The sequence below is a fragment of the Paragemmobacter kunshanensis genome, from assembly GCF_011059185.1.
Classification (GTDB): Bacteria; Pseudomonadota; Alphaproteobacteria; order Rhodobacterales; family Rhodobacteraceae; genus Paragemmobacter; species Paragemmobacter kunshanensis.
The window spans coordinates 101,058-120,287 of sequence record NZ_JAALFE010000007.1; the positions used below are offsets into that span (position 1 = coordinate 101,058).

Below are 19,230 nucleotides of genomic sequence, written 5' to 3' on the forward strand. Positions count from 1 at the left end.
TGCGTCACGCCGTCCGCAGGCGGCGATCAGATCAGTAGCGACGGCAGGGCGGCAGCCCCGGCAGACCGCAGGACGCAGCCCCGGCCAGCGCGCCAAGCGCGGCCCCTGCGACCATGTTTTCATCCATCGCATCGGCGATGGCCGCACCCGCGACAGCACCGCCAAGCCCGCGCTCGGTCGGGGTCTGCATGCAGCCCGCAAGGGTTGTGGTCGCAAGTGCGAGAATGACAAGATATTTACGCATGGCTCTTTGCCTCTTTGGGTTGTGATTGCCGCCAAGTTTACCCTGTTCAGCGCCGCAATAAAGGACAATTCGCAGGCCACGGATCGCGGTTGCGTGATATCGGCAGAAGGGCGCGCATGCCCCTTCCCGTCCGACAAGGCAAAAAAGTCCGGCCTCCCCGCAACGGGGAAAGGCCGGAACTCAAGGGAAGGGGTAGTGTCAAGGCAGAGACGGGGGCCGTAGGACAAGCACCCCGAGGGATCTTCACTCTGTGCCAGCCCATGGCCCAAGGCAAATGCCGTTTCGCCCGCGCGCGGGCGCCTTGCGAAAGCTTGCCGGAATGCGGTCGGGCTCGGCGGATGCATGCCTAGTCGTCCCCGTCCCAGTCGTCGAAATCGTCGTCAAAGCCGAAATCGGGCGCGTCCTTGGCAAAGACTTCGGGAAAGCTCGCCTCGGCCCGCTTCACGTCGATGCGCAGCAGCGCCTCATAGGAACAGGGATCGAACGGATCCTCTGCCGGCACCACCTCGCGCCCGAACAGCCAGGACAGCCGCCCCGCATCCAGATTGCCGCGCTCGAACGGCTCTTCCCCGAACTGCGCCCAGAGCGCCGCCATGAACCCCTGATCGGCCATGCGGTCGGCATGCTTGCGGTCGCGATAGCGTTCCCGCCTCACGATCTTCGCCGGCCCTTCCTTGCGGTTCTCGCGCCGGATGGTGAACTGGAAATCCGTTCCGGGCAACCGCCCCGGAAAGCCGCGATGCTTCAGCATGTCCTGCCCCTTTCGATGCCAAGGGGCGCGTCATGCCGGATCGTGCGGCCAAGGTCAAATCCGGCCGCCCGCAACCTGGCGCCAGACAGAATCGGGGCGGGCCGGGGCGCACAAGCCCCATTGGCCCGCCCGGATTTCTTACTTGTACTTGCCGGTGTAGGTCGGCTCGGTCGACACGGGGGTATCCACGTAGACGACTTCTTCTTCCTTGGCGGCGCAGGCTGCAACAAAGGCGACCATGCACAGCGCCAGAAGGGTTTTCGTGCTCTTCGACATCCTCTACTCCTATTTTCTTGGAGGGATGGCCCGGACGAATAGCCGCCGCGCCCCCCTCGATGCGAGGTATCGGCCGCTTGGGTTCGACCGCACTGCACCTTAGCCGAAATTCCGGCCCATGCACATGCAGACGAAGCCAAGTTCTCGGCCTGTGTCCCTGCTACATCAGCCAGCCCATATCCGGCAAGCCCCCTGCCACCCGCATCGGCGAACATCAGTAGATCTCCCAGATGCAGGCGCCATCCTCGATGCGGAAGGCCTCGAAATACTGCGTGGCCTCCGGGGCGGCCTCGCCAAAGGCCACCGCCACATCCGACATGGAAATGATCACCTGTTCCGGATGCGGCCCCTGCGCGGCGATGCGCGGCAGGGCAAAGCTGTCGCACAGATGCTGCATGTCGGCGCTGGCCGTGTCGAAATCCACCCCGCCCCCCGGCGCGATCCCCGGCGCAAGAAAGCGGAAACGCAGCGTCATCCCCTCCGGCCCCGGCACGTTCCAGATCACGTCCTGCAGGCTGACCGCCTGCCCCGACGGCACCGCGATCCCTGCCCCATCGCCCGGCTCCACCCGCAACACCCCGTCCTCCGCCGCCACGGGCGCGGCGGCCAGAAGGGCCAGGATCGGCATCAGGCGAAGGACAGGGCGCATCGAACGGCCTCACAACGGGATGTTGTCGTGCTTCTTCCAGGGATTGGCCTGCTTCTTCGTCCGCAGGCTGGCAAAGGCGCGCGCAACGCGGCGGCGGGTGGAATGGGGCATGATCACCTCGTCGATGAACCCCTTTTCCGCCGCAACAAAGGGATTGGCGAAGCGGTCCTCGTAATCCTTCACCCGCCCCGCGATCTTGTCCTTGTCACCCAACTCGCTGCGATAGAGGATCTCGACCGCCCCCTTCGCCCCCATCACGGCCACTTCCGCCGTGGGCCAGGCATAGTTGAAATCGCCCCGCAGATGCTTGGACGACATCACGACATAGGCCCCGCCATAGGTCTTGCGCGTCAGCACCGTCACCTTCGGCACCGTCGCCTCGCCATAGGCGAACAGCAGTTTCGCCCCGTGCTTGATGACCCCGCCATATTCCTGGCTCGTCCCCGGCAGGAAGCCCGGCACATCGACCAGCGTCAGGATCGGCACTTCGAAGGCGTCGCAGAACCGCACGAAACGCGCGGCCTTCCGGCTTGCGTCGATATCCAGACAGCCCGCCAGGACCATCGGCTGGTTCGCCACCACGCCCACGGTCTGCCCTTCCAGCCGGATGAAGCCGGTGATGATATTGCCCGCGAAATCCTTCTGGATCTCGAAGAAATCGCCCTCGTCGGCGATCTTCAGGATCAGTTCCTTCATGTCATAGGGCTGGTTCGGATTGTCCGGCACCAGCGTATCAAGGCTCATCTCCACCCGCGCGGGATCATCGAAGAAGGGCCGCACCGGCGCCTTCTCGCGGTTGTTCAGCGGCAGGAAATCGAACAGCCGCCGCGTTTCCGCGATCAGTTCGACATCATTCTCATAGGCCCCGTCCGCGACCGAGGATTTCTTCGTATGCGTCGAAGCCCCGCCCAGTTCCTCGGCGGTGACCTGCTCATTCGTCACGGTCTTCACCACATCCGGCCCGGTGACGAACATGTAGGAGCTGTCCTTCACCATGAAGATGAAGTCCGTCATCGCGGGCGAATAGACCGCACCCCCCGCGCAAGGCCCCATGATCAGCGAAATCTGCGGCACCACGCCCGAGGCAAGGATATTGCGCTGGAACACCTCGCCATAGGCCGCGAGCGAAGACACCCCTTCCTGAATCCGCGCCCCGCCGGAATCGTTCATCCCGATCACCGGCGCGCCGTTCTGGATCGCCATATCCATGATCTTGCAGATCTTCGCCGCGTGGGTTTCGGAAACCGACCCGCCCAGCACGGTGAAGTCCTGCGAAAAGACATAGACCATGCGCCCGTTGATCGTGCCCCATCCGGTCACGACACCGTCGCCGGGATGGCGCGTCTCTTCCATCCCGAAATCCGTGCAGCGGTGCTGCACGAACATGTCGAATTCCTCGAAACTGCCCTCATCCAGCAAAAGCTCGATCCGCTCCCGCGCGGTCAGCTTGCCCTTGGCATGCTGCGCCTCCACCCGGCGCGCGCCCCCGCCCGCGCGGGCCACGGCGCGGCGGTCTTCCAACTCCTGCAGGATATCCTTCATCGGTGCTCTCCCCCCGAATTTTGCCGATACATAGCGGCATGAAGCAGGGGGACCAAAGGGAGTCTCGCATATTTGCAAATTATTGGCAGACTTCCTTGCGCAAAACGCAAATCAGCAAACCCCTCGCCTTCCGCCCGTCGCGGCCCTAAAAGCGCGGTCAGAACGATCCAAGCCCTTTCATCCGTTCCCAAATCTCGCCCGGAGGGTCCGGGAGGGCAGGTCGCCCTCCCGGGGCCACCCACCCCGCGCCACGCCACGGAACCCAGAAAACCGGACCCTTGCCATCATGTCGCAGCTTCCCGTCCCCGTCATCACCATCGGCCTCCTGCTCGCCTCGAACATCTTCATGACCTTCGCCTGGTATGGGCACCTGAAATACAAGTCCGCCTCGCTGGTGCTGGTCATCCTAGCCAGCTGGCTGATCGCCCTGCCCGAATATGCGCTGCAGGTGCCTGCCAATCGCATCGGCCACGGCCATTTCTCGGCGGCCGAACTCAAGACGATCCAGGAGGTGATCACCCTCACCGTCTTCGCCGTCTTCTCGGTGCTCTATCTGAAGGAACCGCTGGGCTGGAACCACGCACTCGGCTTTGCCTTCATCGCGCTCGGGGCCTTCTTCATCTTCCACAAATGGGGCTAGCCCCCTGCCACAGCCCGCCCGCGCCCTCAGGCACACCGACCTGTGCATTCCCGCTTCTGGACAAGCCCCCCCCTGCGGGCGTAGCGCTTCGGCATGACACCCGTCCGCTTCCTTGACCGCCGCACTCCCCCGCATATCGCCACGCTCATCCTGATGGCGGGGATGTCGGCCCTGGCGATGAACATCTTCCTGCCCTCGCTGCCGGGCATGGCGAAGTGGTTCGATGCCCCCTATGCGCTGATGCAGCTTTCCGTGGCGCTCTACCTTGCGCTCTCGGCCGTGCTGCAGATCCTCATCGGCCCGATCTCCGATCGCTTCGGCCGCCGCAAGGTGCTTCTGGGCGCGATGGTCCTGTTCCTGGTCGCCACCGTGGGCACGCTGCTGGCCACCGATGCCACCACCTTCCTGATCTTCCGCATGGCGCAGGCCGTGGTGGCGGCGGGCATGGTCCTGTCGCGGGCCGTCGTGCGCGACATGGTCCCCGATGCCCAGGCCGCCTCGATGATCGGCTATGTCACCATGGGCATGTCGATCGTGCCCATGATCGGCCCCGTCATCGGCGGCGTGCTTGATGAACAATTCGGCTGGCAGGCGAATTTCGCGCTGCTGCTGATCCTCGGCGTGGTCACGCTGGTGCTGATCTGGGCCGATCTGGGCGAAACCGCGACACCCCGCAAGATCTCGCTCATGGACCAGATCCGCACCTATCCGGGCCTGCTGACCTCGCGCCGCTTCTGGGGCTATGTGGGCTGCGCCTCCTTCACCTCGGGTTCCTTCTTCGCCTATCTCGGCGGTGCGCCCTATGTGGGCAACGTGGTCTTCGGCCTCTCCTCCTCCGAAGTGGGCCTTCTCTTCGCCATCACCGCCGTGGGCTATGCGGCAGGCAATTTCGTCGCCGGGCGCTTTTCCGTCCGGATCGGGCTGAACCGCATGATCCTGGGCGGCACCATCGTCTGCGTGATCGGCATGGGTCTCCTCGCCCTCGTCACCCTCGCGGGCCTGCATTCCCCCTATGTCTTCTTCGGCTTCACCCTCGCCCTCGGCCTTGGCAACGGCATGACACTGCCCAATGCCAATGCCGGGATGCTGTCGATCAAGCCCGAACTCGCGGGCACCGCCTCGGGCCTTGGCGGGGCGATCCAGATCGGCGGCGGCGCGGCCCTGGCCGCGCTGGCCGGAACGCTCCTGACCGAAGGCGCAACCGAGATGCCGCTGATCCTGCTGATGCTCGGCTCTGCCATCCTCGCGCTCTTCTCGATCCTCGCCGTGATGCGCCGCGCCCGCCGCCTCGGGCTGGGCTGATCCCGCCGCCCGCCCGCCCCGCGCGCTTCCCCCTTGACGCGCGCGGGATTTCTTCGAAGAACTTTGCAAAATTCCGGTGGGCCACCGCACCCACGCCGCGCCGCTTTGCAAAGGATGCCGACATGGCCACGCAGAAACTCTATGCCGGTGCCAAGCTGCGCGAGATCCGCGCCCGCCTCGCCCTTACCCAGAAATCCTTTGCCGACAAGCTGGGCGTCTCGCTCCCCTATCTCAACCAGATGGAAAACAACCACCGGCCGGTTTCGGCTTCCGTGGTGCTGGCCCTGGCACAGGAATTCGGCCTCGACGTCACCGAACTGACCGTGGGCGAATCCGAACGCCTCGTCTCCGACATGCGCGAGGCGCTGGCCGACCCCGTCTTCGCGGCCACCTCGCCCCCCTTGGCCGACCTCCGCCTCGCCGCCTCCAACGCGCCCGCGCTGGCCCGCGCCTTCCTCGACCTGCACCGCGCCTACCGCCAGACCCATGAACGCCTCGCCTCGCTGGACGAAGCGCTTGGTCGCGAAGACGCCTCCCTCCGCCCCTCGCCATGGGAGGAGGTGCGCGACTTCTTCCACTACTGCGACAACTACATCGACGCCGTCGACCGCGCCGCCGAACATTTCGCCACTCCGGGTGGCGCGCCGCAGGACATCACCCGCACCGCCATCACCGCGCTGGAGCGGCGCGGCATCACCGTCACCTTCACCGACCAGCCCGAAACCCGCCGCTACGACCCCGCCACCAAGCGCCTGACGCTCTCGAACCGCACCGCAGGCCCGACCCAGCGCTTCCAGCTTCTGCTGCAAGTCGCCCTCCTGACCCAGAACGAGTTGATCGAGGCCACGCTCGACCTCGCCCGCTTCGCCACGCCCGAGGCGCGCGACATCGCCAAGATCGGCCTCGCCAACTATTTCGCCGGGGCCGCCCTCCTGCCCTACCGCGCCTTCCAGGCCGCCGCCCTGCAAACCCGGCACGATCTCGAACGGCTGGCCGATCTCTTCGGTGCCTCCATCGAACAGGTTGCCCACCGCCTCTCCACCCTCCAACGCCCAGGCGCGAAAGGCATCCCCTTCTTCTTCGTTCGCGTGGATCAGGCAGGCACCATCACCAAACGCCACTCCGCCACCCGCCTGCAATTCGCCCGCTTCGGCGGCGCCTGCCCGCTCTGGAACGTCCACCGCGCCTTCGAATCCCCCGGCCAGTTCCTCCGCCAACTTGCCGAAACGCCCGACGGGGTGAAATACCTCTGCCTCTCGCGCGACGTGTCCAAACCCGGCGGGGCCTTCCTCGCCCCCGTCAAACGCTACGCCATAGGCCTCGGCTGCGAAGTCCAGCACGCCCCGCAACTCGTCTATGCCGACGGGCTGGACCTGAAGGGCCATTTCGAACCCATCGGCATCTCCTGCCGCATCTGCGAACGCCCCGCCTGCCACCAGCGCTCCGTCCCACCCCTCGAACGCCGCCTGAAGGTCGACCCCGACCGCCGCGGCCTCCTGCCCTACGAGATCGCGGAATGACAGAAGGCCCCGGCGAGTACCGGGGCCTTCCTTCCTCTGCCAACCCTCTCAGGCCGCGATCTGCTTCCAGATCGCATCCTTCAGCTTCATCCGCTTCTGGCGCAACTCCGCCTCATGTTCCGGCGTGGTCGGCTCCACCAGCGTCTCGGCCCGATGCACCGCGCGGTTCACCTCGTGATAGTCCTCGACCATCTTCGCGAAATGCGCATCCGCCGCCTTCAGCGCATGTATCGCCTCGGCCTTCTCGGGGAAATCCTCATACAGGTCATGGGGCGTGTTCGACATGTGCATTCTCCTTCGCGTCGTCATGACCTGACGCTAAAGGGCGCGGTCCAGCCCCGCCTTGACCTCAATCAAACTAACGCGACGCCCGCCGGAAACCCGCCGCCCGCGCCTCCGCCTCGGAACAGAACCACTGCTCCCCCTTGCGCGGATTGATCCGCGTCGCGGCATAATCCGCCTGTCCCGGCAGGTGATAGATGCGCCTGCCGCCCGCCCCGACATTCCCCTTGATCGCGCAATCCGCATCCGGCACCGCCTGTGCCTCTTCCGCCTGTCGATAGTCCTCCGGCGCCACCCAATCCGCCGCCCACAGGCCCACGCCTTCGGCCCGCGCCGCCGCCTCGGCATTCGTATAGCGCGACGAATAGCGCAGATAGGCCACCGCCATCCCCCGCCGCACCATCAATGCGCCGACATCCTCGCCCCCCGCCGCGCAGACGGCGACCGCCCGCCCATAGCGATCCACATCCTGCACCGCGCAAGACAGCCGCTTGCGCCCGACGATCCCGGCCAGTTCTTCCCGCGCCGCACGACCGCATGCCCAGCGCCGCCCGCCCCTCTCGCAGGGCTGGTCCAGTTCCGGCGCATCCACGCCGAAAAGCCGCACCTTCACCCCCGCCACCTCCAGCGTGTCGCCATCCACCGCCCGCGCCCGCCCCTCCACCGTCGCGGCAAGCAAGGGAAGCGGCAAGGCCAGCAGGACAAGAACGAGAAGGGAACGAAGTGTTAACGCCATACCCCGATTTCCCCCGCAGAGGGGGCGAAATCAAGGCAAACATTAATAATTCCTTAACTGGTTAAGAACGCAGCCGGAACATCACCGCTGCGCCACGCGCCAGTTCGGGTTGATCCAGGGCTCGGCATTCGACCGCGGCAGGGGCGTCCGGCCCAGCAGATGATCCGCCGCCTTCTCGCCCACCATGATCGACGGCGCATTCAGGTTGCCGTTCGTCACCTGCGGGAAGATGGAACTGTCGGCCACCCGCAGCCCTTCCACCCCGATCACGCGGCATTCGGGATCGACCACCGCCATCGGATCGTCCCGCCGCCCCATCCGCGCCGTGCCGCAGGGGTGATAGGCGCTTTCCACATGCGCGCGGATGAAATCATCCAGCTGGTCATCCGTCTGCACCCCAGCCCCCGGCTGGATCTCGTGCTTCACATAGCCCGCCATCGCCTCCTGCCCAAAGATCTCGCGCGTCAGACGGATGCAGGTGCGGAAATCCTCCCAGTCGCTGGGATGCGACATGTAGTTGAACAGGATCTTCGGCGCGTCCTTCGGATCGCCCGACCGCAGCGTCACCGCCCCCCGCGATTTTGATCGCATCGGCCCGACATGGGCCTGGAACCCATGCCCTTCGGCCGCCGCCTTTCCGTCATAGCGCACGGCGATGGGCAGGAAATGATACTGGATATCCGGATATTCCACCCCCGGCTTCGACCGGATGAAAGCGCAGGCCTCGAACTGGTTCGAGGCACCCAACCCCTTCTTGGTGAACAGCCACTGCGCCCCGATCACCGCCTTCCCCCAGAGGTTCCAGTATTTATACAGCGTCACGGGCTTCTTCGAGGCAAACTGCAGGTAAAGCTCCAGATGGTCCTGCAGATTGGCCCCCACGCCGGGACGATCCGCCACCACCTCCACCCCATGCGCCCGCAGATGCGCCGCATCCCCGATCCCCGACAGCATCAGGATCTTCGGCGTGTTGATGGACGACGCCGCCACCACCACCTCGCGCGCGGCACGGATCACCTCGATCTGACCGCCCCGCTCCACCTCGACCCCGACCGCGCGGCCATTCTCGATCACCACCCGCCGCGCAAAGGCGCGCACGACCTCCACATTCCCCTTCTTCACCGCAGGCTTGAGGTAAGCATTCGCCGCCGACCAGCGCACGCCATTGTGGATCGTGGCCTCCATCGGCCCGAACCCCTCTTGCTGCTGGCCGTTGTAATCGCGCGTCACGGGATACCCCGCCTGCTCCCCCGCCTTGATGAAGGCATCGAACAAGGGGTTCTCCCGCGGTCCCCGCGACACATGCAAAGGCCCGTTCGCCCCCCGCCACGACGGATCGCCCCCGTCGCGCGCCCCGTGCCAGCTTTCCATCCGCTGGAAATAGGGCAGCACATCCGCATAGGCCCAGCCCTGCGCCCCCATCTCGGCCCAGGTATCGAAATCCCGCGCATGGCCCCGCACATAGACCATCCCGTTGATGCTGGACGACCCGCCGATCACCTTGCCCCTCGGCGTGGCCAGCACGCGGCCGCCCAGATGCGGCTCCGGCTCGGTCTGAAAGCCCCAATCGTACCGCGCCATGTTCATCGGATAGGACAGCGCCGCCGGCATCTGGATGAACGGCCCCGCATCCGTGCCGCCATGTTCGATGACGGTGACCTTCGCCCCGCCCTCGCCCAGCCGCCAGGCCATTGCCGAACCGGCAGAGCCTGCCCCGATGATCACGAAATCCGCCGTCATGTCCCCGACCTTCCTCAATTCTTCCGCGCCGCATGCGCAAGGCATTCGGCAAAGCGGTCAAAGGCGATGTTCCCGCCCGATGCGATGACCAGAACCACCTTGCCCGCCACGGGCACCTGCCCCTCCAGCACCGCCGCCAGCGCCACCGCCCCCGATGGTTCCAGCACCAGTTTCAGCGCCTCGAAGGCGCGCATCATCGCGCGCAAGACCGCGCCATCCTCGACCGCCAGCCCCTCCACCCCCGCCGCCCGGCAGGCGGCAAAGGTCGCCTCGCCCGGCATCGGGGCCTGCAGCGCGTCACAGACCGTCGGCCCCCCCGGGGCGGCGACCCTGTCGCCCGCCCGCAGCGACCGGCCCATGCCGTCATGCCCCCGTGGTTCGGCCCCCCATATTTCCGCATCGGGATGGGCCGCGCGCAGCGCCAGCGACACGCCGCCCATCAGCCCACCCCCGCCCACGGGCGAGACCACCACATCCGGCACCGCCCCGGCCGCGCGCATCTGCGCCAGCGCCTCCAGCCCCGCCGTGCCCTGCCCCGCGATCACCTCGGGATCGTCAAAGGGATGCAGCAGCGTCAGCCCGCGCAATCCCGCCACTTCCCGCGCCAGCGCCGCCGCCGCCACCTCGCGCGGGGCATCCCCATGATACGACAGCACCACCTCTGCCCCCAGCGCCTCGGTCGCGCGCCGCTTCGCCTCGGGCGCGTCCGACGGCATCACGATGGTCACCGGCACCCCCAGATCCTGCCCCGCCGCCGCCAGACCCTGCGCGAAATTGCCCGAGGAGAAGGCCACCACGCCCCGCCCCCGTTCCTCCTCTGTCAGTTGCATCAGCCGCCACATGGCCCCGCGCAGCTTGAACGAACCCGTCCGCTGCAAGCCCTCGGCCTTCACGAAAAGCCGCGCCGCGCCGCACTCGCGCGCCAGCCCCTCCGCCTCCAGCAGCGGCGTCAGCCGCACCCTGTCGCGCAGCGCCGCATGGGCGGCGGCAATCCGTTCCGGCCCGGGCAGATCAATAGGGCGCATCGACCGGCCCCATGCCGACATAGACCGACTTCACTTGCGTGTAATGCTCCACCGCCGCGCGCCCGTTCTCGCGCCCCACACCCGACATCTTGGATCCCCCGAAGGGCCCCTCGACCGGCGTCAGGTTATAGGCATTGATCCAGCACGTCCCCGCCTCCAGCCGCGCGATCACCCGATGCGCCCGCGTCAGGTCCGCCGTGAACACCCCCGCCGCCAGCCCGAATTCGGTATCATTCGCCCGCGCGACAACCTCTTCCTCGGTCTCGAAATCCAGCACGGCCATGACGGGGCCGAACACCTCTTCCCGGGCAATCGTCATGCCATCCGTCACATCGGCGAACACCGTGGGCTGCACATAGAACCCCGTATTCGGCGCCGCCCGCCCGCCGCCGCAGACCAGCCGCGCGCCCTCGGCCTTCGCCGTCGCGATATAGCCCAGCACCTTTTCCAACTGCGCCGCACTCACCAGCGGCCCCATCTGCGTGGCCTCGTCCAGCGGATCGCCCAGAACGATCCCCGCCGTCCGCGCCGCCAGCCGTTCAAGGAACCGCGCCTTGATCCCCTTCTGCACGAAGACCCGCGTCCCGTTGGAACAGACCTGCCCGGCGGAATAGAAATTCCCCAGCATCGCCGCCCCCACCGCATCCTCGACGCTCGCATCGTCAAAGACCACCAGCGGCGACTTCCCCCCCAGTTCCATCGTCACGGCCTTCACGCCATCCGCCGCCGCGGCATAGACCTTGCGCCCCGTCGGCACCGACCCCGTCAGCGACACCTTCGCAACCCGGGGATCCGTGACCAGCGACGCCCCCACCGCCCCCCGCCCCTGCACCACGTTGAACAGCCCCGCCGGAAGCCCCGCCTCGACGAAAATCTCCGCCAGCATCAAGGCGCCCAGAGGCGTCACCTCCGACGGCTTGAACACCATCGCATTGCCAAGGCTCAGCGCGGGGGCCGCCTTCCAGCAGGCGATCTGGCTGGGATAATTCCACGCGCCGATGCCCACACAAACCCCCAAAGGCTCGCGGATCGTATAGACGAAATCCCGCCCCAAGGGCACCGTCTCGCCCGTCACCGTGGGGGCCAGCCCCGCGAACCATTCCAAGCTGTCCGCCCCGCTCGGCCAATCCGCAACGATGGTTTCCTGAATCGGCTTGCCCGTATCCAGCGTCTCCAGCCGCGCCAGCTCATCCCCCCGGTCGCGGATCATATCCGCCGCCCGCCGCAGGATGCGCGACCGCTCCACCGGCTTCATCGCCGCCCACTCCGCCTGCGCCCGTTTGGCCGAGGCAAGCGCCGCCTCCACCACCGCCGCCGTCGCCTCATGCACGACCGCGATCACCTCGCCCGTCGCGGGATAGATCACCTCGATCGGCGCACCCGCCTTGTCCTCGACATAGGCCCCGTCGACGAAATGGCTGGCCTTCGGTTGCGCCTTCATGCGGTCTTTCCCTTCAGTTGAGCGTTCAGATAATCCAGCGCCGTCTGCACCGCCGCCGCCGCATCCGGCGGCCCCGACTTCAACACCTCGCGGATGTAAAGCCCGTCGATCAGCGCCCCCAGCCCCTCGGCCACCTCGCCCGCCCGCGCGCCCGCCAGGGGCCGCAGACAGGCCATCAGGTTCGACCGCAGCCGCCCCTGATAGATCGCCAGCAGCCGCTTCGCCTCGGGTACCGTCTGGGCCAGCACGTAGAAATTCAGCCAGGCCCCCACCACCTCGCGCCGGAAATTCCCCGCGCTGAAGCTTGCCGCCAGAATCGCCCTCAGCCGCGCCTCCGGCCCCTCGGCCACGGCCAGCGCCCCCCGCACCTCGGCCCCATACAGCGTCAGGACATGCCGCATCGCCGCCAGGAAGATCTCTTCCTTCGACCCGAAATAATGGTGCGCCAGAGCGCTCGACATGCCCGCGCGCTTGGCGATCTGGCTTACCGTGACATCCAGCGATCCCACGCGCCCGATCTCGCTGATCGTCGCTTTGACCAGCGCCGCCTTTCGGATAGGCTCCATTCCAAGCTTCGGCATATCGGTGAGGTCCCAAGAAAAAACTTGCCAAACCGAGTAAGCGTGAAGTCTATTGACTCGTCAATCAACAAAAACCGACCGGGAGATCGCAACCATGTTCAAACACCTCCTTCTCGCCACGACGGCAAGCCTCGCGCTGGCCGGGGCCGCCGCCGCCGAAGGCTGCGACAAGATCGTCTTCTCGGATGTGGGCTGGACCGACATCACCGCCACCACCGCCGCCACCACCCTCGTCCTCGAGGCGCTGGGATATGAAACCGAAACCAAGGTCCTCTCGGTTCCCGTCACCTATACCGGCCTTGCCGGCGGCGATATCGACGTCTTCCTCGGCAACTGGATGCCAACGATGGAGGCCGACATCGCCCCCTACCGCGAGGCGGGCACCGTCGAAACCGTGCGCACCAACCTGGAAGGCGCGAAATACACCCTTGCCACGAACGAGGCGGGCGCCGCCCTCGGCATCGCCGATTTCAAGGACATCGCCGCCCACAAGGATGCCCTCGAAGGCCAGATCTACGGCATCGAACCGGGCAATGACGGCAACCGCCTGATCATGGACATGATCGCCTCCGGCCCCTTCGGCCTGGACGGGTTCGAAATCGTGGAAAGCTCCGAACAGGGCATGCTGGCCGAAGTCGCCAAGAAGACCGATGCGGGCGAGCCGATCATCTTCCTCGGCTGGGAACCCCACCCGATGAACGCCAATTTCAAGATGACCTATCTCACCGGCGGCGACGATTTCTTCGGTCCCAACCTCGGCGGGGCGGTGGTCGATACCAATACCCGCGCGGGCTATGTGGCCGAATGCCCCAATACCGGCAAACTGCTGCAGAACCTGTCCTTCTCGCTCGCCATGGAGAACGAGATCATGGGCGCGATCCTGAATGACGGCACCGATCCGCGCGATGCCGCCAAGGCCTGGCTCGCCGCCAACCCCACCGCCTGGGAAGCCTGGCTCGACGGCGTGACGACCAAGGATGGCGGCGATGCCAAGGCTGCCGTCGCGGCCGCGCTGCAATAAGCCACCTGCGCCCTGCGGCACCCCCCGGGGGCTTTGCGCCCCCGGACCCCCGCAGGGTATTTTCACCAAGATGAAGGGGCAGGACCGCGGATGGAGTGGCTGACCGATTACAAGATCCCGGTAGGCCGGGCGGCGAAGACTGTCTTCGACTGGATGAATGCCAATCTGGGGCCGCTTTTCGATCTGATCTCGCGGGTGATGGAAGCGATGATCGACGGGATCCTGTGGATCCTCCAGACGCCGCATCCGCTGATCATCATCGCGGCCTTCCTGGCCCTGACATGGTATCTGCAACGGTCCTGGAAGGTCTGCCTCGGGGCGCTCATCGGCTTTCTCTTCATCCTCAATCAGGGCTATTGGGAAGAAACCACAGGAAGCCTGACCCTGATCCTTGCCGCCTGTGTCGTCTGCATGGGCCTTGGCGTGCCCATCGGCATCGCCGCCGCCCATCGCCCGCGCCTCTATCAGGCCATGGTGCCGGTGCTGGACCTGATGCAGACCCTGCCCACCTTCGTCTATCTGATCCCGGCCATCGTCTTCTTCGGCCTGGGCATGGTGCCCGGCCTGATCGCCACGGTGATCTTCGTCCTGCCCGCGCCCATCCGGCTTACGCATCTGGGCATCTCCACCGCGCCACAGGCTTTGCTCGAGGCCGCCACCGCCTTCGGCGCCACCCCGCGCCAGCGCCTGTGGAAGGTGGAACTGCCCTGGGCGCTGCCGCAGATCATGGCCGGGCTGAACCGGACCATCATGCTGTCGCTGTCCATGGTCGTCATCGCCGCCCTTGTCGGCGCGAACGGCCTTGGCGTGCCGGTGATCCGGGCGCTGAACTCGGTCAACACCGCGCTCGGCTTCGAATCCGGCTTCATCATCGTCGTCGTCGCCATCCTTCTTGACCGCATGCTCCGGGTGACCCGCAAATGACCGCGCGCAACGCTGTTGAATTCGACCGCGTCTCCATCGTCTTCGGCGACAATCCCGACCGCGCCCTTCCCCTCATGGACGAAGGCAAATCCCGCGCCGAGGTTCAAACGGCATGCGGGCAGGTTCTGGGCGTCCACGATTGCACCCTGTCGGTGGCGGAAGGCGAGATCCTCGTCCTCATGGGCCTGTCCGGTTCGGGCAAATCCACGCTCCTGCGCGGGGTCAACGCGCTCAACCCCGTGGTCCGGGGCGAGGTGCGCGTCTGGGATGGCGAGCGCATGACCTCTGTCACCAAGGCCACCCCGGAAACCCTGCGCAAGCTGCGCCTGTCGCGCATCGCCATGGTGTTCCAGCAATTCGGCCTTCTGCCCTGGCGCACGGTGCGGGAAAATGTCGGCCTCGGCCTCGAACTCGCTGGCATCCCGCCCGAAGGCCGCAAGGCCAAGGTGGATGAACAGCTTGCGCTGGTGAACCTCACCCAATGGGCCGACCGCAAGGTGGGCGAACTTTCCGGCGGCATGCAGCAGCGCGTGGGCCTTGCCCGCGCCTTCGTCACCGATGCGCCCATCCTTCTGATGGACGAACCCTTCTCCGCCCTCGATCCGCTGATCCGCGCGCGGCTGCAGGACGAACTCCTCGACCTTCAGGCAAAACTCCAGCGCACCATCATCTTCGTCTCCCACGATCTCGATGAGGCGTTCAAGATCGGCAACCGCATCGCCCTGATGGAGGGGGGCCGCATCGTGCAATGCGGCACCGCACGCGAGATCATCGCCAACCCGGTTTCCGATTACGTCGCCGATTTCGTGGCGCATATGAACCCGCTGGGCGTGCTGACGGCGCGGGATGTCATGGCCCGGGGGGCCAGCGCCACAGGCCAGGCCATCGACGCGGAAACCCCGGTCAAGACGGTGATGGAAATGCTGCGCGACGGCGCGACAGAGCTTTCGGTGATCGAACAGGGCCAGCCCATCGGCGCCATCCGCGCCGCCGATGTCATGGCCCGGCTGATTGATCCGCGCGGGGCCTGATCCCGCGCGGGCTCACTCAAGCACGCGTTCGAAATCCACCAGGCCGAAATCGCCCGACAGATCGCGCAGCGACATCCGCCCGTCGTCGATATAGTCCATCCCCCAGCAGGCATCCGCCGCCGGATCGTCGCCATAGCGATACAGGCTGATCACCATGCCCTGATGGACAGTGCCATCCGCGCAGGACTCCCCTACCGACATCATGAAACGATCCTGCTCTTCCTCCATCAGCATCTCGGTCCAGTCCATCCCGTAGATGCCGATGGTAAAGGGGTTTGCCTCGCCCACCGGATGCCAGTCGCCCTGCATCGCCTGCAGATTGCCCTCATAAAGGTCATCCGCCACCCGCTCTACCGCCTCCAGGCGCAGCGCGGCGGAACTGTCACCGATATCGGACAGGCTGCCCCGCACCGCCACCGCCGCCAGCATCGGCAGATCGGCCAGCAGTTCGGCCCCCTGATCGCTGCCCACGAACAGATCGAACCCCGCCGCGTTCAGGAAACAACCCTCTTCCCCGCAGGCGATGAAATAGCCCCGCCCCTCAAAGGGCTCCTCTGCAAGGGCAGGCAGCGGGGCCAGCCCCGCCAGACCAAGAACAACCATCGAAAGACGCACCACATCCCCCTGCGCGGACCGAAACACGCGCCCTGCCTAGCAGAGCGCGCGCGGCCTGTCGCCTATCCGAAAGTGGTTAGGCCTTCGCCGCCTTGGGCTTGGCCGCGGCTTTCGGTTTGGCGGCGGCTTTCGGCTTGGCCGCGACTTTCGGTTTGGCCGCAGCCTTGGGTTTCGCCGCAGCCTTGGGCTTGGCAGCGGCCTTCGGCTTCGCCGCCTTCTTGCCCCCCGCCTTGCCCGCCTTTTCCACGATCAGCGCCAGCGCCTCTTCCAGCGTCACCGCCTCCGGCTCCATGCCCTTTGGCAGGGTCGCATTCACCTTGGCCCATTTCACGTAAGGCCCGTATTTGCCGGGCATCACCTGAACCTCGCCGCCATCGGGATGCTCGCCCAGCACCCGCAGCGGCCCCGCCGGCGCAGCCGTCCCACGCCCCCGCGTCGCCTTCTGTGCCAGCACCTCCACTGCGCGGTTCATCCCGATGGTGAAAACCTCTTCCACATCGGGGACATTCGCATAGACCGACCCATGCTTCACATAAGGACCAAACCGCCCGATCCCCGCCTCCACCAGCACGCCATCCGCCGGATGCGGCCCGATGGGACGCGGCAGGTTCAAGAGTTGCAGCGCCCGCTCCAGATCCATCGATTCAGGGCTCCAGCCCTTGGGCAGGCTGGCGCGCGGCGGCTTGGGATTGGCCTCGCTCGCCTCGCCCTTCTGCACATAGGGCCCGAACCGCCCCGCCCGCAGGCTGATGGGCTGGCCCTCGGGATCATGGCCCAGCACCTTGCCATCCACCCCGGCCATGCCGCCCTCATCCCCGCCACCGATGGGCCGCGTATAGCGGCATTCGGGATAGTTCCCGCAGCCGATGAAGGCCCCGCCTGACCGCGCCGTCTTCAGATGCAGCCGCCCATCGCCGCAAACCGGGCAGGACCGCGGATCAGACCCATCCGCCCGCGCGGGGTAAAGATGCGGGCCAAGGAATTCGTCGATCTTCTCCAGCACCTCGCCGATGCGCAGATCGGCGGTTTCCGCAATCGCCGCGCTGAAATCCCGCCAGAACCGCGCCAGCACTTCCTTGTAATCCCGCTCCCCGGCCGAGACATCGTCAAGCTGCGTCTCAAGATCGGCGGTGAAGTCGAAATCGACATAGCGGCGGAAATAATTGGTGAGGAACGCCGTCACCAGCCGCCCCTTGTCCTCGGGGATCAGGCGGTTCTTGTCCTTGCGCACATATTCGCGGTCCTGGATCGTGCCGATGATGCTTGCATATGTGGATGGCCGCCCGATCCCCAGCTCTTCCATCCGCTTGACCAGCGTCGCCTCGGTATAGCGCGGCGGGGGCTGGGTGAAATGCTGCTCCGGGCTGACCCCGCGCTTCTCCACGCCCTCGCCCTGCATCACCTGCGGCAGACGGCCCTCATCCTCGCCATCGTCATCCCGGCCCTCGTCATAGACAGCAAGGAAGCCGTCGAACAGCACCACCTGCCCATTGGCCCGCAGCATCACCTCGCCATCGGCGCTGCCCACATCGACCGCCGTCCGCTCCAGCCGCGCCGCGGCCATCTGGCTGGCAATCGTGCGCTTCCAGATCAGCTCATACAGCTTCTTCTGATCCGCCTCGACCAGACGCAGCTTTTCCGGCCCTGCCGACATGTCGGTGGGCCGGATGCATTCATGCGCTTCCTGCGCGTTCTTGGCCTTGTTCTTGTACATGCGCGGGGAGTCCGGCACGTAATTCGCACCAAAGCGCCGCTTGATCTCATCCCGCGCGGCCATCACCGCCTCGGGCGCTATGTCGATGCCGTCGGTCCGCATATAGGTGATGTGGCCTGCCTCATAGAGCCGCTGCGCGGCACTCATGCAGGCCTTGGCGCCCATGCCGTATTTCCGGCTCGCCTCCTGCTGCAGGGTCGATGTCATGAAGGGCGGCCAGGGGTTCCGCGTGGCAGGCTTCGCCTCCACCGCCTTCACCGTCAATGTTCGGGAAGTGACAGCCTTCACCGCCAACTCCGCCGCCTCAGCCGTCGGAATGTCGAATTTTGAAAGCTTCTTGCCGCCCAGAACGGTCAGCTGCGCCTCGAATTCCTGCCCGCGCGGCGTCACCAGAACGGCCTTCACCGTCCAGTATTCCTGCGCGCGGAAGGCCTCGATCTCCATCTCGCGCTCGACGATCAGCCGCAGGCAGACGGATTGCACCCGCCCCGCCGACTTCGCCCCCGGCAGCTTGCGCCACAGCACGGGCGACAGGGTGAAGCCCACCAGATAATCCAGCGCGCGGCGCGCCAGATAGGCCTCCACCAGCGCCTCATCCACCTCGCGCGGTTCCTTCATCGCGCGGGTCACCGCATCCTTGGTGATCGCATTGAACGTCACCCGCGCGACGGTCTTGCCCTTCTTGATGGACGAGGCCAGCGCCTCTTTCAGGTGCCAGGAAATCGCCTCGCCCTCGCGGTCGGGGTCGGTGGCAAGGATCAGCGTGTCATCGGATTTCAACGCCTCGGCAATGGCGCGGACATGCTTTTTCGATTCGCTCGCCACCTCCCATTCCATGCGGAAATCCTGCTCGGGATCGACGGATCCATCCTTGGCGGGCAGGTCGCGCACATGGCCGTAAGAGGCCAGAACCGTGAAATCCGGGCCCAGATACTTGTTGATGGTCTTCGCCTTGGCGGGGCTTTCCACAACGACGACAGCCATCAAAGATCCTTCCAATACGCCCGGGGCAACAGCGCGGCAACATGTGGGCGAACCGCTGCCCTTGTCAATGCAGCCGGATGCCCCGCCCTGCCCCGACCTTCCGCGCGGGCCGCACCACCCCTCCATCGCCCCCGGCAATCTGCCCCGATTCCCGCCTCGATGAACGCCCCCGACCCTCGATGAACGCCCCCGACCAGCACCCCCAACCGTTT

At 66.1% G+C, this 19,230-nt stretch carries 19 protein-coding genes; 6 read left to right on the forward strand and 13 right to left on the reverse strand.

Annotation, left to right across the window (positions count from 1 at the left end):
• Nucleotides 1–31 precede the first annotated feature (31 nt).
• The 5 genes from G5V65_RS09100 to G5V65_RS09120 all read right to left on the reverse strand — a co-directional run bounded on the left by G5V65_RS09100 (nucleotide 32) and on the right by G5V65_RS09120 (nucleotide 3,462).
• Nucleotides 32–244 carry a hypothetical protein gene (locus G5V65_RS09100; RefSeq protein WP_165049190.1) on the reverse strand — a complete coding sequence of 71 codons (213 nt, stop codon included), beginning with the start codon at nucleotides 242–244 and terminating at the stop codon, nucleotides 32–34.
• Between the two features lie 346 nt (nucleotides 245–590).
• The gene (locus tag G5V65_RS09105) at nucleotides 591–995 is read right to left on the reverse strand and encodes a hypothetical protein (RefSeq protein WP_165049192.1); all 405 of its coding nucleotides are present in this window, start codon (nucleotides 993–995) and stop codon (nucleotides 591–593) included.
• Nucleotides 996–1,133: 138 nt separating this feature from the next.
• Entirely contained in the window at nucleotides 1,134–1,271 is a 138-nt protein-coding gene (locus G5V65_RS09110) for a hypothetical protein (RefSeq protein ID WP_165049195.1), read from the reverse strand.
• Between the two features lie 214 nt (nucleotides 1,272–1,485).
• On the reverse strand, nucleotides 1,486–1,920 hold the full coding sequence (locus G5V65_RS09115; RefSeq protein ID WP_241250508.1) for a DUF6497 family protein: 435 nt from the start codon (nucleotides 1,918–1,920) through the stop codon (nucleotides 1,486–1,488).
• Nucleotides 1,921–1,929: 9 nt separating this feature from the next.
• The gene (locus G5V65_RS09120) at nucleotides 1,930–3,462 is read right to left on the reverse strand and encodes an acyl-CoA carboxylase subunit beta (protein ID WP_165049197.1); all 1,533 of its coding nucleotides are present in this window, start codon (nucleotides 3,460–3,462) and stop codon (nucleotides 1,930–1,932) included.
• 286 nt (nucleotides 3,463–3,748) lie between these two features.
• On the opposite strand from G5V65_RS09120, the gene G5V65_RS09125 reads away from it, so the two are divergent.
• The 3 genes from G5V65_RS09125 to G5V65_RS09135 all read left to right on the forward strand — a co-directional run bounded on the left by G5V65_RS09125 (nucleotide 3,749) and on the right by G5V65_RS09135 (nucleotide 6,924).
• On the forward strand, nucleotides 3,749–4,102 hold the full coding sequence (locus tag G5V65_RS09125) for a DMT family protein (protein ID WP_165049199.1): 354 nt from the start codon (nucleotides 3,749–3,751) through the stop codon (nucleotides 4,100–4,102).
• A 93-nt stretch (nucleotides 4,103–4,195) separates the two neighbouring features.
• Complete coding sequence (locus G5V65_RS09130) at nucleotides 4,196–5,404, forward strand: multidrug effflux MFS transporter (protein WP_165049202.1); 1,209 nt, start codon at nucleotides 4,196–4,198, stop codon at nucleotides 5,402–5,404.
• A gap of 122 nt (nucleotides 5,405–5,526) precedes the next feature.
• A complete protein-coding gene (locus G5V65_RS09135) occupies nucleotides 5,527–6,924 on the forward strand; it encodes a helix-turn-helix domain-containing protein (RefSeq protein ID WP_165049204.1) in 1,398 nt (465 codons plus the stop codon).
• Nucleotides 6,925–6,972: 48 nt separating this feature from the next.
• On the opposite strand, the gene G5V65_RS09140 is transcribed toward G5V65_RS09135, so the two are convergent.
• The 6 genes from G5V65_RS09140 to betI all read right to left on the reverse strand — a co-directional run bounded on the left by G5V65_RS09140 (nucleotide 6,973) and on the right by betI (nucleotide 12,729).
• The gene (locus G5V65_RS09140; RefSeq protein WP_165049206.1) at nucleotides 6,973–7,209 is read right to left on the reverse strand and encodes a YdcH family protein; all 237 of its coding nucleotides are present in this window, start codon (nucleotides 7,207–7,209) and stop codon (nucleotides 6,973–6,975) included.
• Between the two features lie 73 nt (nucleotides 7,210–7,282).
• Entirely contained in the window at nucleotides 7,283–7,942 is a 660-nt protein-coding gene (locus G5V65_RS09145) for a thermonuclease family protein (RefSeq protein ID WP_165049208.1), read from the reverse strand.
• Nucleotides 7,943–8,023: 81 nt separating this feature from the next.
• Nucleotides 8,024–9,682: a choline dehydrogenase gene (gene betA / locus G5V65_RS09150; protein ID WP_165049210.1), complete on the reverse strand. Its 1,659-nt coding sequence runs from the start codon at nucleotides 9,680–9,682 to the stop codon at nucleotides 8,024–8,026.
• A gap of 14 nt (nucleotides 9,683–9,696) precedes the next feature.
• A complete protein-coding gene (locus tag G5V65_RS09155; protein WP_165049211.1) occupies nucleotides 9,697–10,707 on the reverse strand; it encodes a threonine ammonia-lyase in 1,011 nt (336 codons plus the stop codon).
• A complete protein-coding gene (gene betB / locus G5V65_RS09160) occupies nucleotides 10,694–12,148 on the reverse strand; it encodes a betaine-aldehyde dehydrogenase (RefSeq protein WP_165049212.1) in 1,455 nt (484 codons plus the stop codon). The genes G5V65_RS09155 and betB overlap by 14 nt, the downstream gene beginning before the upstream one ends.
• Nucleotides 12,145–12,729, reverse strand: coding sequence for a transcriptional regulator BetI (betI, locus tag G5V65_RS09165; RefSeq protein WP_206526733.1), 585 nt, complete (start codon nucleotides 12,727–12,729; stop codon nucleotides 12,145–12,147). The genes betB and betI overlap by 4 nt, the downstream gene beginning before the upstream one ends.
• Before the next feature lie 94 nt (nucleotides 12,730–12,823).
• Between betI and choX the strand changes: the two genes are divergently transcribed.
• The 3 genes from choX (at nucleotide 12,824) to choV (ending at nucleotide 15,705) form a co-directional block, all read left to right on the forward strand.
• On the forward strand, nucleotides 12,824–13,750 hold the full coding sequence (gene choX, locus G5V65_RS09170) for a choline ABC transporter substrate-binding protein (protein ID WP_165049216.1): 927 nt from the start codon (nucleotides 12,824–12,826) through the stop codon (nucleotides 13,748–13,750).
• Between the two features lie 90 nt (nucleotides 13,751–13,840).
• Nucleotides 13,841–14,674 carry a choline ABC transporter permease subunit gene (gene choW / locus G5V65_RS09175; protein WP_165049218.1) on the forward strand — a complete coding sequence of 278 codons (834 nt, stop codon included), beginning with the start codon at nucleotides 13,841–13,843 and terminating at the stop codon, nucleotides 14,672–14,674.
• A complete protein-coding gene (gene choV / locus G5V65_RS09180; protein ID WP_165049220.1) occupies nucleotides 14,671–15,705 on the forward strand; it encodes a choline ABC transporter ATP-binding protein in 1,035 nt (344 codons plus the stop codon). Before choW ends, choV begins: the two co-directional genes overlap by 4 nt.
• Nucleotides 15,706–15,717: 12 nt before the next feature.
• Here the strand turns inward: choV and G5V65_RS09185 are convergent, their stop codons facing one another.
• Both G5V65_RS09185 and topA read right to left on the reverse strand, forming a co-directional pair.
• A complete protein-coding gene (locus G5V65_RS09185; RefSeq protein ID WP_165049222.1) occupies nucleotides 15,718–16,320 on the reverse strand; it encodes a hypothetical protein in 603 nt (200 codons plus the stop codon).
• 76 nt (nucleotides 16,321–16,396) lie between these two features.
• Nucleotides 16,397–19,018, reverse strand: a complete 2,622-nt coding sequence (topA, locus tag G5V65_RS09190; protein WP_165049224.1) for a type I DNA topoisomerase — start codon at nucleotides 19,016–19,018, stop codon at nucleotides 16,397–16,399.
• Between the last annotated feature and the right edge of the window lie 212 nt (nucleotides 19,019–19,230).